This window comes from Streptomyces sp. NPDC047841 (assembly GCF_040704085.1).
GTDB lineage: Bacteria > Actinomycetota > Actinomycetes > Streptomycetales > Streptomycetaceae > Streptomyces > Streptomyces argyrophylli.
Map to the genome: position 1 here is coordinate 194,955 of NZ_JBEYRP010000001.1, position 12,758 is coordinate 207,712.

The window sequence follows — 12,758 nt, forward strand, 5'->3', positions numbered from 1 at the left end:
CGTCCGTCCGGCGGGGGCGCTCGGCCATCCGGCCTACCACGCGGGCCACGACGGGCGCTGCGGCGGACGGGGGACGCGGGTACCGCCCTCCGCCGCCCCCGCTTCCCCGGCCGCCCGGCGCCCGGAACCGGACACGCGCGCGTGATCCGGGCAGAGGTCGATGACACGAAACACGGCGAGCGGGGTACGTAGGTTCCCATGACTTCTGCGCGACCCGGACCGGCGGTGCCCACGGCCACCTACCGGCTGCAGCTCCAGCCCGCGTTCCCGTTCGCCGCCGCCGAAGCGGCCGTACCGTACCTGGCGTCGCTCGGCGTCTCGCACCTGCACCTGTCCCCCGTCCTGGAGGCCGTCCCGGGCTCCGTGCACGGTTACGACGTCGTCGACCACACGCGCGTGCGCGCGGAGCTGGGCGGCGAGGAGGGGCTGCGCGCGCTGGCGCGCACGGCGCACGAGCACGGTCTCGGCCTGGTGGTGGACATCGTGCCGAACCACATGGCGATGGCCCCCCGGTACAACCCCGCCCTCTGGGAGGTGCTGCGCGAGGGGCCCGGATCGCCGTACGCGCGCTGGTTCGACATCGACTGGGAGGCGCAGGGCGGCCGGGTGCTGCTGCCGGTGCTCGGCGGCCCGGTCGGCTCGGAACTGGCGCACCTGGTGGCCGACGGCGACGTGCTGCGCTACCACGACCACGTCTTCCCGCTCCGCCCCGGCACCGAGCACCTGCCGCTGCCCCGGCTGCTGGACGCCCAGTGGTACCGCCCGGTGTGGTGGCGGCTGGCCCGCACGGAGCTGAACTACCGGCGGTTCTTCAGCATCTCGGAGCTGATCGGGGTGCGGGTGGAGGACCCGGAGGTGTTCGACGCCACCCACGGCACGATCCTGCGGCTGCTGTCGGAGGGCGTGTTCGACGGGCTGCGCATCGACCATCCCGACGGGCTCGCCGACCCCGACGGCTACCTCGCGCGGCTGCACGAGGCGACCGGCGGGCGCTGGACGGTCGTGGAGAAGATCCTGGCCGACGACGAGCACCTGCCGGGCTCCTGGCCCGTCGCGGGGACCACGGGCTACGACGCCCTGCGGCACGTCGACGGCCTGTTCACGGACCGCACCGGGGCGTACGAACTGCTCGGCCGCTACCGGGCGTTCGCGGCGCCGCAGACGGACCGGGGCGGCAACTGGGAGGCGACGGTGCGGCGGGCCGCGTACAAGGTGCTCACGCACGAGCTGGCCACCGAGACCGACCGGCTCACCCGGGTGGCGGCCCGGCTGTGCGCCGCCTCGCCCGATCTCTCGCTGCGCGACCGCGCGCCCTGGGCGCTGCGGACGGCCGTGGAGGAGCTGCTGGTCCGGATGCGCGTCTACCGGCCGTACGCCTCCGGTGACGCGTCCGCCGTGATCACCGAGGGGGCCGCCGAGGAGGCCCGGCTGGCCTTCGTGGTGCCCGAGGAGGCGGAGGCCGTCGGCGTCGTGCGCCGGCTGCTGGTCGAGCCGCCCGGTGACCCGTCGGCGCCGGACCACGCCGACCGGGTGGAGTTCCGCACCCGGTTCGCGCAGACCGCGTCGGCGCTGCGCGCCAAGTCGGTGGAGGACACGGCGTTCTACCGCTACGTGCCGCTGCTGTCGGCGACCGAGGTGGGCGGCGATCCGGGCAGTCCGGGGGTGTACCCGGAGGACTTCCACGCGTACTGCGCGCGCGTGCAGCGCGACTGGCCGCTCACCGGCACGGTCGTCTCCACGCACGACACCAAGCGCAGCGCGGACGTGCGCGCCGCGCTGGCCGTGCTCACCGAGTGCCCGGCCCGCTGGGCGGAACTGCTCGCCGAGGTGACCCTGCCCGAGGAGGGCGTGCCGGACGGACAGCTCGCCTGGGCGGCCTGGCAGACGGTCTTCGGGCTGGGGCCGGCCGAGGAGGAACGGGTCCAGCAGGCGCTGCTCAAGCACGTGCGCGAGGCGGGCATGTACACCAGCTGGACGGAACAGGAACCGCCGTACGAGGAGGCGGTGGCGTCCTTCGTCGCCGCCGGGCCGTGCGGGCCGCCCGGCGAGCGTGTGGCGGCGTTCCGGAAGGCGTTGGAGCCGTACGTGCGGGCCAACGTCCTCGGCACCGCGCTGGTCCACTTGACGATGCCGGGGGTGCCGGACGTGTACCAGGGCACGGAGGGCGAGTACCGGGCACTGGTGGACCCGGACAACCGGCGGCCGGTGGCGTTCCCGCCGGAGGCGCCCGGCGAGAAGGACGCGCTGACGGCGGCGGCGCTGCGGCTGCGCGCCCGGCGCCCGGACGCCTTCGGCGCGGACGCGTCGTACGAGCCGCTGACGGCCGAGGGCCCGGCAGCGGACCACTGCGTGGCGTTCGCCCGCTCCGGATCGGTGGTCACGGCGGTGACCCGGCTGTCCCTGCGGCTCGCGGAGGCGGGCGGCTGGCGGGACACCCGTCTCCCGCTCCCGCCGGGCCGCTGGGCGGATGTCCTCACCCCGGGCCGGGAGTTCACCGGCGAGGCACCCCTGGAGGAACTCCTGGACCGCCTGCCGGTGGCCCTGCTGGAGCGGGTGGCGGAGGGCTGAGGAGGCCGGGACGCGACCGGCGGACGGTGGTGCGGGACCGCGGGCGGCAGGGCGCACGGCCTCTCGGCCGGCCGAACCACAGCCGCGTGGACCAGCCGGCCCGGCGCACCACCGCCCGGACCGGTCACCCGGCACACCGCTGTCCGGCGTGCTGCTTCCCGCGCGCCGTCAGGCCTCGGGCGGCTCGCGGACCTCGTCCGGGCCGTGGGGGCCCAGGGGCGGCCAGGCCGCGCGCAGGAGGTCCACGAAGGCCGCGGCGGCGCCCGTGGGCGGCACGCGCGCGTAGACGGTCAGGGGGCGTCTCCAGGGCGGGTCGGGCGTGAGGACCACGCAGTCCTCGCCGACGGCCCCCCGCACGATGTGGGCGGGCGCGGCGCACGCCCCGACGCCGGCGGCGGCCATGCGGACGGCCGTCGAGGTGTGCTCGGTCCACACCGCGGTCCGGGGCCGGAACCCGGCGTTCGCGCAGGCCCGGTCGAGGAAGCGTTCGCCGTGCACGACGGGTTCCATGGCGCAGCGGATCCAGGCGTGGTCGGCGAGTTCCGGGAGCGTGATCGTCGTACGCCCCGCGAGCCGGTCGTCGAAGGGCACGACGAGGACGACCTCCTCCTCGCCGACGGGCACGACGGTGCCGGGCCGCCCGGACGGCTCGGGGCCGACGGCGAGGTCGGCGGTGCCGCGCTGCACCGCCTCCTCCAGGGCCCCGGCGGTGGCGTACTCGTGCAGGCGCAGCAGGACGTGGGGGTGGGCCGCGCGCCAGCGGGCGAAGACGTCGGGCAGGGTGCCGACCGCGATGGAGTGCAGGGCCGCGACGTGCAGCTCGCCGCCCTCGGCGCCGGCGGTGGCGCGGGCCGCGCGGCGGGCCTGGGCGGCGCTGCGGACGGCGAGTTCGGCGTGCGGCAGGAAGGCGCGGCCCATCGGGGTGAGGCGCACCCCCCGGGGCAGGCGCTCCAGCAGGGCGCCGCCGACCGACTGCTCCAGTGCCTTGATCTGGTGCGAGAGCGCGGGCTGGGTGACGTGCAGGGCGTCCGCCGCGCGCGTGAAGGACGCCTCCTGGACGACCGTCACGAAGTACTCCATCTGGCGCAGGCTCACGTCCCCGGACTCCTCCCCGTCCTGCCATGAAGATCATGCATGGAGTCCACAAGAACATTGCCTTGGACTCATGACAAGGGGTGGGCGGAGGGTGGATGCCATGACCATCGACACGGGCATCAATACATCCGACGTGATCGTCATCGGCGGCGGCACCGGCGGTTACAGCACCGCCCTGCGCGCCGCCGGCCTGGGCCTGGACGTCCTCCTCATCGAACGCGACAAGGTCGGCGGAACGTGCCTGCACCGCGGGTGCGTCCCCAGCAAGGCGATGCTGCACGCCGCCGAACTGGTCGACGGGATCGCCGAGGCCCGCGAGCGCTGGGGCGTGAAGGCGACCGTGGACTCCGTCGACTGGGGCGCGCTGGTGGCCACCCGGGACGACATCGTGGCGCGCAACCACAAAGGGGTCGAGGCGCACCTCGCGCACGCGGGCGTGCGGGTGGTGCGCGGCAGCGCGCGGCTGACCGGAGCGCGCACGGTGCGGGTGGAGAGCACGGGTACGGACCGTACGCCGGGCGCGCATACCGAGGGTGCGCCGGGCGCGCGGGATCTCACCGCGCCCCGCGCACTGGTCCTCGCGACCGGCTCCCGCCCGCGCACGCTCCCTGGGCTCGATCCGGACGGACGGCGCGTGGTGACGAGCGACGACGCCCTGTTCGGGCCGGGGCTCCCGGCGTCGGTCCTGGTGCTCGGCGGGGGCGCGATCGGGGTGGAGTACGCCTCCTTCCACCGGTCCATGGGCGCCGAGGTCACCCTGGTGGAGGCCGCCGACCGGATCGTGCCGCTGGAGGACGCCGACGTCGCCCGGCACCTCACGCGCGGCCTGAAGAAGCGCGGCATCGACGTGCAGGCCGGTGCGCGGCTGCTGGACGCGGAGCTGCTGGAGGACGGCGTACGCGCGCGCGTGCGGACCGCGCGGGGAGAGATCCGGACGCTGACGGCGGAGCGGCTGCTGGTGGCCGTCGGCCGGGCCCTCGTCACCGAGGGCCTGGGCCTGGACGCGGCCGGGCTGACGACGGACGAGCGGGGATTCGTCGTACCGCAGGACTGGCGCCGGCTGGAGACGGCCGTGCCGGGCGTCCACGTCGTCGGCGACCTGCTGCCGCCGCCCTCGCCCGGCCTCGCCCACGCCTCCTTCGCGGAAGGGCTGCTGGTGGCGGAGACCGTGGCCGGTCTTGAGCCGCCTCCGGTCGACTACGCGACCGTGCCCCGGGTGACGTACTCCTCGCCGCAGACCGCCTCGGTGGGGCTGGGCGAGGCCGAGGCACGCGCGCGTGGGCACGAGGTCGACGTCAACACGACGCCGCTGACCGCCGTCGCCAAGGGGATGGTGCACGGCCAGGGCGGCATGGTGAAGGTCGTCGCGGAGGCCGGCGGCGGACAGGTGCTCGGCGTCCACCTGGTCGGCCCGAACGTGTCGGAGATGATCGCCGAGGGCCAGCTGATCGTCGGCTGGGACGCCGAACCCTCCGACGTGGCCCGGCACGTGCACGCGCACCCCACCCTGTCGGAGGCGGTGGGCGAGGTGTTCCTGACGCTCGCGGGACGCGGCCTGCACCAGCAGTGAACCCACGGAACGCGGGGGCGCGGGCCGGGCGGGCCACCGCGTCCGGGCGCTGCCGGGGGCCTGCTCCGCCGGATGCTTGACAGTTCACCCTTCGCGTGCGGGACTGGGAGGTGCGAAGCCGGGCGGACAAGTCGGGGGTGAGTCCTCTGCCGGAGCTGCGCTATCCCAGCGTTCCCGAACTGGTCGCCGCCGCTCAGGCGCTGGCGGCTCAGGAACCCGGGCTGTGCGCGCTGCGCCAGGTGGGCCTCTCACGCGCGGGAAGACCCTTGCACCTGCTGTCGGTGGGGCACGCCCGCCGTGCGGTGCTCGTGGTGGCGGGCGCGCACGCCAACGAGCCGACGGGCGGCTCCACCCTGCGGGCCCTCGCCGAAAGGGTGCTGGCGGAACGCGAGTTGCGCACGGACACCTCCTGGCACTTCCTGCTGTGCGCGGACCCGGACGGCGCGAGTCTGCACGTCACCCCGGCACCGCGCAGCCTGCTCGAGTACCACCTCGGCTTCTACCGGCCCACCGGCGCGGAGCAGCCGGAGTGGTCGCCGTCGGTGCTGCCGCCGGACCGGCTGCCGCCCGAGACACGGACGCTGACCGGGGTCATCGACGAACTGCGCCCGTACCTCCAGGTGACCTTGCACGGCACCGATCTGGGCGGCAGCTGGGTGCAGTTGACCAAGGACGTGCCGGGCCTGGCCGAGCCGTTCGCCAAGTCCGCGGCGGAGCTGCACATCCCGGTGGAGACGGGGGCCTCGGACGCGGCGGGCTGGCCGGCCTCCGGTCCCGGGGTGCATGTGATGCCCGGCCCGGAGACGGGCGTGGCCTACCCGAGCCTGCCGGACGACGCCCGGCACAGCACCTGGTACCACGCGCACCGGTACGGCGGTCTGACGGCCGTGGTGGAGGTGCCGATGTGGGCCAGCGACCTGGTGGACGACCCGGCGCCGCACCCGGCACCGGCGGCGGCCATGCGGCGCCTGGCCACGCGGCTGCTGCGGGACTCCCAAGAGGTCGAGCGGATCCTCGCCGAGGCGCTGCCCCGGCTGGACAGCGCGGACGGGCCGCTGCTGCGGGCGGCGCGGTGGGCGCTGGAGCTGATCCCGGGCCTCGCGGAGGACTGGACCCACACGTCCCCGGCGGGCACGACGATGGCGTACGTCGGCAGTGTCGACGCGTTCGGCCGGCGGCTGCCGCTGCGGGCCGCGGCGATGCTGCTGCGGGTGCTGCGGGAGGCGGACGACCGGGCGGCGCCGCGCCTGGAACAGCTCGTGGCCACCTGGTGCGACGCCTTCGCCGAACGGTTCCGGGCCCGCTGGGTGCCGTTGGAGCACCAGGTGGAGCACCAGTCCCGGACGGTACTGGTGGCGGCGCAGCAGGCCCGCGACCGGGCGGCGTGAGCCGAGGGCGGCGCGGGTGCGCGGAGCCGGCGCTCGGGGAGGACGCACGGAGCCGGCGCTTGGGGAGGACACGCCCAGCCGGCGCGCCGAACACACCCGCGCCACCCACGCGTCGGCTCAGGCCCCCGGCGCGCCGCCCCCTGCTCGTCGCCCCGCCCGTCAGCCGTCCAGGGCGAACACCGATCCCGTCCGCGCCCGCATCACACACGCGCTGGTGTACGTGTCCTGGAAGTCGACCGGCCGCCCGTCCCACCGCCCGCGCGCGTGGACCGTCACCGGGGCGAAGATCATCGGGCAGAAGACATGCCTGGCCGGGATGCGCTCGACGGCCCCGCCGGCGGCGGTCAGTTCCGCGCAGGCCTCGGACGCGCGCGCGTGTCCCTGGGGCGGCTCGCACAGCAGCAGCGTGCCGCGGGTGTCGCTGGACCGGGCGTCGCCCTTGGTGACCGTGAGGTAGAGCCAGTTGCCCGGGAGGTCGTCACGGGAGGCCGCCCGGGCCTGACCCGCGGCGAGGAGGCCGGCCGCGGTCAGCAGGGCGCCGGCCGCCGCTGCCGCTCTGGTGATGTACGTCATGCCCGTTGCATCGGCACGGCGGCCCGCCTTCCGCAGTGCGGCTCACCCGATCGGCACCGCACGCGCGCGTGGCTGCGCGTCCGTTCGAACGGGACCGGCCGGGCGGGGCTCAGCTCGCCGCGAGCCGGAACACCATCCTGCCGAAGGCGACCTGGTCGCCCTCGCGGACGGCGACCGCCCCGATCACCCGGCGGCCGTTGACGGTGGTGCCGTTGGTCGAGCCCAGGTCCCTGAGGACCCACAGGCCGCCCTGGTGGCGCAGTTCGGCGTGCACGCGGGAGACGGTCTCGTGGTTCAGGCGCAGTCCGTTCGCCGGGTCGCGGCCGATGCGCAGCGGATGGGTGTGTGCCGGGTGCGGCAGTTGCAGCTTGGGCAGCCGCTCGGCCTGCCAGGCCCGCCGCAGCCGCACCGTGAACCCGGAGACGGCCTCCACGGTGCCGAGGAGGGCGCGGGAGAAGCGGTTGTCCCGGGGCAGGTCGGCGACGAGGGCGGCGAGTTCGTCGGAGCGGCGCGCGGCGAGCGCGAGTTCCATGCGGCGCACGAACGTGTCGTGCGAGAGCCGGCCCATGGCGACGCCGTCGCGCAGCACCCGCAGCGCCTGGTCGCGCTCCGCGTCGGACAGGCGCGCGGGATAGGTGGAGAACTCGAAGGACGACGTCACGCTGGTGATTGTCGGGCAGTGAACCCCGGGTGTCCAGAATCCGGGTAATCGGTGCCGGTCCGTGGGTACTTCCGCGACACCTCGCGGCAAAGGGCCGATTCGAGAGCGGATTGATCGTCCGGGGCGGCACGATGGAGACGCGGGACATCACGGTGAACAGACGAAGGGGAACCGTCCGTGCAGTTCGAGGTGTGGGCACCGCAGGCAGACCGAGTGACGCTCCATTGCGAGGGCACCACGCGCGCGTTGGCGCGCGATCCCGCGCGCGGGGGGTGGTGGACGGGCGAGGCGGAGGCCGGGGACGGCGCCCGGTACGGGTTCGCGCTGGACGACGGCCCCGTGCTGCCCGACCCGCGCTCGCGCCGCCAGCCGGACGGCCCGGACGGGTTGAGCGCGGTCGTGGACCACGAGCGGTACGCGTGGCGGGCGCGGTGGGCGGGGCGCGGGCTGCCGGGTGCGGTGCTGTACGAGCTGCACGTGGGCACGTACACCCGGGAGGGCACCCTGGACGCCGCCGCCGCCCGCCTGGACCACCTGGTGGAACTGGGCGTGACGCATGTGGAGTTGATGCCGCTGTGTCCGTTCCCGGGGCGGCACGGCTGGGGCTACGAGGGCGTGTCGCTGTGGGCGGTGCACGAGCCGTACGGCGGCCCGGAGGCCCTGAAGCGCTTCGTGGACCGGGCGCACGAGCTGGGTCTGGGCGTCGTCCTGGACGTCGTGCACAACCACTTGGGGCCTGCGGGGAACCATCTGCCGCGGTTCGGGCCGTACTTCACGGACACGCACACCACGCCGTGGGGTTCGGCGGTGAACCTGGACGCGCCCGGCTCGGACGAGGTGCGCGCCTTCCTGCTGGGCAGCGCGCTGGCGTGGCTGCGGGACTACCGGATCGACGGTCTGCGGCTGGACGCGGTGCACGCGCTGTACGACACGCGCGCGTGCCACTTCCTGGAGGAGCTGTCGGCGGCGGTCGACGGCCTCGCCGAGGAGGTGGGCAGGCCGCTGTTCCTGATCGCCGAGTCGGACATGAACAACCCGCGCTTCATCACTCCGCGCGCGGAGAACGGCCTCGGACTGCACGCGCAGTGGAACGACGACTTCCACCACGCCCTGCACACCGCGCTGACCGGCGAGTCGCATGGCTACTACGCCGACTTCGCGCGCGATCCGTTCGCGGCGCTCGCCAAGACGCTCACGGGCGGCTGGTTCCACGACGGCACGTACTCCAGCTTCCGGGGCCGCCGTCACGGCCGGCCGCTGGACCGCGCGCGCGTGGCCGGGCACCGGCTGCTCGGCTACAGCCAGACCCACGACCAGGTCGGCAACCGCGCCCAGGGCGACCGGCTCTCCGCGCACCTCTCCCCCGGTCTGCTGGCCTGTGCCGCCGCGCTGACCCTGACCGCCCCGTTCACGCCGATGCTGTTCATGGGCGAGGAGTGGGCGGCCGGCACGCCCTGGCAGTTCTTCACCGACCACACCGACCCGGAGCTGGCCGAGGCGGTACGGCGGGGCAGGCGGCGGGAGTTCGCCGCGCACGGGTGGGCCGAGGAGGACGTGCCCGACCCGCAGGACCCGGCGACGCGCGAGCGGTCCTGCCTGGACTGGTCGGAGCCGGAACGCGAGCCGCACGCGCGCGTGCTGGCCTGGTACCGGCAGCTGATCGCGCTGCGCCACGCCCAGCCCGACCTCACCGACCCGGACCTCGCCGACACGAAGGTCGCGTACGACGGGGACGCCCGCTGGCTGGCCTTCCGGCGCGGCGACGTACGGGTGGCGGTGAACCTGGGCAAGGAGCCGGTGGCGATCCCGCTGGGCACCGGCCGGGTGGAGGTCCTCGCGGCCTGGGACCCGGTCGGGACGCCGGGCCCGGACGGGCTGCTCCAGGTGCCCGGGGAGTCGTGCGTGGTGCTCACCCAGCCCTGAGAACCGGTGCCGGCACAGCCCTGAGGGGCCCTCGCGGCCCCGTCAGGGCTCCGGCTCGTCCTCCTGGAGGTCGGTCACCCGCTCCAGCAGGATCGGCTCCCAGGCACGCCGCAGCTGGGTCCGCAGCAGGGGCAGGGAACCGGTCGTACGGCCCTCCAGGCGGTCGGTGAGGCGGATGACGGTGTCGCAACGGGCCAGCCACAGGCCGCGCAGACAGGGGCGGGCGCCGTAGCCGGCGAGGGTGGCGGCGCGCACGGCCGGCGGGGAGCCGACGGCGAGGGCGAGCCCGGCGATGTCCTCGGCGGGGTCGCCGAGGACCGCCGCGGTCCAGTCCAGGATGCCGCGCACCCGTCCGTCGGCGCTGACCAGCACGTGCGCGCCGGTCAGCCCGTGGTGGGTGAGGACGGCGGAACCGGGCTGCGCGGTGAGCTGGGCCGCGCCGGGCGGGGTCAGCTGGTGCAGCCGGGCCGGGTCGAACTCGTCGGCCGCGGCGAGCCGTCCGGCCGCGTGGACGGCCATCCGGCGCAGCGCCTCCAGCGAGCGCGGCGCGGTGCGCGGCACGCCGAGCGCCTCGGCCTGGCGGGCCGGCACCGTGCGCAGTCCGCCGAGCAGCCCGGCGAGGTCGGCCTCCCCGACGGCGGAGACGTCGTACTCGTCGGCCGTGCCGCCGGGCACCCGGGTGTCGAGGGTGTAGGCGAGGCCGGGCGCCCAGTCGCCGTGCGCGACGCTGGCCGGGACGGCGACGGGCAGCTGCGGGCGGACCAGCTCGCGCAGGCGCAGTTCACGGCGGCGGCGGACGGAGGCCTCGCGGTCGGGCGCGAGGCGCAGCACATGGCGGCTGCCGACCCACCAGGTGTGCTCGCGGTCCTCCGTCACGGGCCGCACAGCGGGTCCCCCCGTGCCGTCGCCGCCCTCCTCGAGCAGCGAGCGGACCAGTCTGCGGACGGTGTCCGCGGTGGGTGTCGGTGCCTGGATCATGGGTCGCGCGTCGCCGTTCCGGGTGTCGTCGGACGTTCTCTCCTCGGGTCTCTCAGTCCACTATGACCATCTCACGGGTGGTGTTGTTGAGGCGGCGCCCGCCGTCGCCGGTGACGGTGACGATGTCCTCGATGCGCACCCCGAAGCGGCCGGGCAGGTAGACGCCGGGCTCCACGGAGAAGCACATGCCGGGCACGAGCGGCTGTTCCTCGCCCTCGATCATGTACGGCGGTTCGTGCGTGGTGACGCCGATGCCGTGGCCGGTGCGGTGGATGAAGTACTCGCCGTAGCCGGCGTCCGTGATCACCGCGCGGGCGGCGCGGTCGACCTCCTGACAGGCCGCGCCCGGGCGTACGGCCTGGAAACCGGCCTCCTGGGCGGCGCGCACCACGTCGTGGACCCGGCGCTCCTCCTCGGTCGGCTCGCCGACGTGGACGGTGCGGGTGGTGTCGGAGCCGTAGCCGTCCTTCAGGCCGCCGAAGTCGAGGACGACCATGTCGCCGGGCCGGATGACGCGGTCGCCGACCTCGTGGTGGGGGTTGGCGCCGTTCGGGCCGGAGCCGACGATCGTGAAGTCGACCTGGCAGTGGCCGAAGCGGCGCAGCAGGCCGGCGAGGTCCCGGCCGACGTCGGACTCGCGGCGGCCGGCGAAGGGGACCTTCCGGATCTCCTCGAACGCCAGGTCGGCGGCGGCGCCCGCGGCCGCCAGGAGTTCCAGTTCGGCCGCGTCCTTCACGGCGCGCAGCATGGGCAGGGCGTCGGTGAGGGAGGCGTAGGAGGTGCCGGGCAGGGCCCGCTGGAGGCCCAGCAGGTGCATCGCCCAGGTGTTGTCGCTGATGCCGAACCGGCCGCGGCCGTCGAGGAGACCGGCGGTGACGGCGTAGGGGTCCTTGCCGTCGGTCCAGTCGCGCAGGGTCAGCGCGGCGGCACCGGCGGCCCGCTCGGCGTCCGGGGCCTCCAGGGTGGGCACGACGAGCACGGGGTCCCGGCCGGGCACGAGGACCAGCACGGTCAGCCGCTCCGTGACCGCTGTGGGCGTGTAGCCGGTCAGCCACACCATGTCCGGTCCCGGCGCCACGAGCAGCCCCGCGAGGCCGGCGTCCCCGGCGGAGCGCACGGCACGCTCCATGCGGGCCCTGTGATCGGCGGCGGTGAAGGGCGCGGGCGTACTACCGGTCATCCGGGCCTCCGGCGCGGGTGGGGAAACGGGGCGTTGGCGTCTCGGGCAGCATCCTGCCCGCCCGCACGGACCCACGCGAGCCGGTCCCGCGGACCGGCGTCCGGCAGTACGTCGAGAGGGCACTCGGCATGGGTCCATGATGACCTGGGGGACGGATGGTGACCAGGGGGTTTCCCGGGGTGACCGCCGTTCCGCGGCGGTGGTGGGGCGGGACCGGGTCAGACCACCACCCCTGGGGTCACCGCCAACTGCTGGTAGGCCCCGCTCGCGTGGCGCACGGTGAGGAGCACCGCCTTGCCGGGGCGGGCCCGCCGCACGGCCCGGGCCAGGTCGGCGGCGGAGTCCACCCGGGCCTCGCCCCACTGGAGCACGACGTCCCCGCGGACCAGGCCCGCCGCGTAGCCGGGGCCGGGCACGTGCACGCCCACGACCAGGGCGCCCACCTCCTGCGCGTCGACGGCCTCCACGCCCAGGGCGACCCCGGGCGCGGCGGCGGCGGGCGTGGGCGTGGCCCTGGCCGGGGGCGCCGGTGCGGGCGGCGGGGCCTGGTGCCGCAGCTCGGCGAGTCTGCTCACGCCGATCACCGTGGCGCCGACCGTGCCGACGCCGACGCCGCAGAGCACCAGCACGATTGCGGCGCACAGGCCGCACAGCAGGGTCCGCAGCCGCCGTCCGCGCCGGGGCGCGGCGTGCGGGTGACGGGCGGGGTCCGGGGTGTCGGCCTCCCGCCGGTCCTGACCGGGCATGGGCTTGGGACGCAACACAGTCTGTTCCATGGTTCGCTCGCCTCCGGCTGGTGCTCTACCCGGGGCGGCGGGCCGT

10 protein-coding genes are annotated in these 12,758 nt (G+C 75.5%); 4 read left to right on the forward strand and 6 right to left on the reverse strand.

The window, feature by feature from the left end; translation table 11 throughout:
• Nucleotides 1–198 precede the first annotated feature (198 nt).
• Nucleotides 199–2,568, forward strand: a complete 2,370-nt coding sequence (gene treY, locus AB0947_RS00825) for a malto-oligosyltrehalose synthase (RefSeq protein WP_366748127.1) — start codon at nt 199–201, stop codon at nt 2,566–2,568.
• Between the two features lie 168 nt (nt 2,569–2,736).
• Here treY and AB0947_RS00830 read toward each other — a convergent pair whose 3' ends face one another.
• Nucleotides 2,737–3,663: a LysR family transcriptional regulator gene (locus AB0947_RS00830; RefSeq protein ID WP_366748128.1), complete on the reverse strand. Its 927-nt coding sequence runs from the start codon at nt 3,661–3,663 to the stop codon at nt 2,737–2,739.
• A gap of 100 nt (nt 3,664–3,763) precedes the next feature.
• Here AB0947_RS00830 and lpdA point away from each other — a divergent pair, with 100 nt between their 5' ends.
• Nucleotides 3,764–5,233, forward strand: a complete 1,470-nt coding sequence (gene lpdA, locus AB0947_RS00835) for a dihydrolipoyl dehydrogenase (RefSeq protein ID WP_366748129.1) — start codon at nt 3,764–3,766, stop codon at nt 5,231–5,233.
• Nucleotides 5,234–5,370: 137 nt separating this feature from the next.
• On the forward strand, nt 5,371–6,621 hold the full coding sequence (locus AB0947_RS00840) for a M14 family zinc carboxypeptidase (protein WP_366748130.1): 1,251 nt from the start codon (nt 5,371–5,373) through the stop codon (nt 6,619–6,621).
• A gap of 159 nt (nt 6,622–6,780) precedes the next feature.
• Here the strand turns inward: AB0947_RS00840 and AB0947_RS00845 are convergent, their stop codons facing one another.
• Both AB0947_RS00845 and AB0947_RS00850 read right to left on the reverse strand, forming a co-directional pair.
• Entirely contained in the window at nt 6,781–7,194 is a 414-nt protein-coding gene (locus AB0947_RS00845) for an SSI family serine proteinase inhibitor (RefSeq protein ID WP_366748131.1), read from the reverse strand.
• 109 nt (nt 7,195–7,303) lie between these two features.
• Entirely contained in the window at nt 7,304–7,855 is a 552-nt protein-coding gene (locus AB0947_RS00850) for a DUF1707 and FHA domain-containing protein (protein ID WP_366748132.1), read from the reverse strand.
• 177 nt (nt 7,856–8,032) lie between these two features.
• Between AB0947_RS00850 and treZ the strand changes: the two genes are divergently transcribed.
• The gene (gene treZ, locus AB0947_RS00855; protein WP_366748133.1) at nt 8,033–9,778 is read left to right on the forward strand and encodes a malto-oligosyltrehalose trehalohydrolase; all 1,746 of its coding nucleotides are present in this window, start codon (nt 8,033–8,035) and stop codon (nt 9,776–9,778) included.
• A 42-nt stretch (nt 9,779–9,820) separates the two neighbouring features.
• Here treZ and AB0947_RS00860 read toward each other — a convergent pair whose 3' ends face one another.
• The 3 genes from AB0947_RS00860 to AB0947_RS00870 all read right to left on the reverse strand — a co-directional run bounded on the left by AB0947_RS00860 (nt 9,821) and on the right by AB0947_RS00870 (nt 12,712).
• Nucleotides 9,821–10,756: an aminoglycoside phosphotransferase family protein gene (locus AB0947_RS00860; RefSeq protein WP_366748134.1), complete on the reverse strand. Its 936-nt coding sequence runs from the start codon at nt 10,754–10,756 to the stop codon at nt 9,821–9,823.
• A gap of 52 nt (nt 10,757–10,808) precedes the next feature.
• Nucleotides 10,809–11,936, reverse strand: a complete 1,128-nt coding sequence (locus AB0947_RS00865) for an aminopeptidase P family protein (RefSeq protein ID WP_366748135.1) — start codon at nt 11,934–11,936, stop codon at nt 10,809–10,811.
• A 218-nt stretch (nt 11,937–12,154) separates the two neighbouring features.
• Nucleotides 12,155–12,712 (reverse strand): PDZ domain-containing protein, encoded by a 558-nt coding sequence (locus tag AB0947_RS00870; RefSeq protein ID WP_366748136.1) that lies wholly within the window; start codon nt 12,710–12,712, stop codon nt 12,155–12,157.
• Nucleotides 12,713–12,758 lie beyond the last annotated feature (46 nt).

What these genes read in the sequence shown, in the direction of transcription:
- AB0947_RS00860 (WP_366748134.1), bottom strand. Translation starts at nt 10,756, where the DNA reads ATGATCCAGGCACCGACACCCACCGCGGACACCGTCCGCAGACTGGTC.
- AB0947_RS00845 (WP_366748131.1), bottom strand. Translation starts at nt 7,194, where the DNA reads ATGACGTACATCACCAGAGCGGCAGCGGCGGCCGGCGCCCTGCTGACC.
- lpdA (WP_366748129.1), top strand. Translation starts at nt 3,764, where the DNA reads ATGACCATCGACACGGGCATCAATACATCCGACGTGATCGTCATCGGC.
- AB0947_RS00865 (WP_366748135.1), bottom strand. Translation starts at nt 11,936, where the DNA reads ATGACCGGTAGTACGCCCGCGCCCTTCACCGCCGCCGATCACAGGGCC.
- AB0947_RS00870 (WP_366748136.1), bottom strand. Translation starts at nt 12,712, where the DNA reads ATGGAACAGACTGTGTTGCGTCCCAAGCCCATGCCCGGTCAGGACCGG.
- treY (WP_366748127.1), top strand. Translation starts at nt 199, where the DNA reads ATGACTTCTGCGCGACCCGGACCGGCGGTGCCCACGGCCACCTACCGG.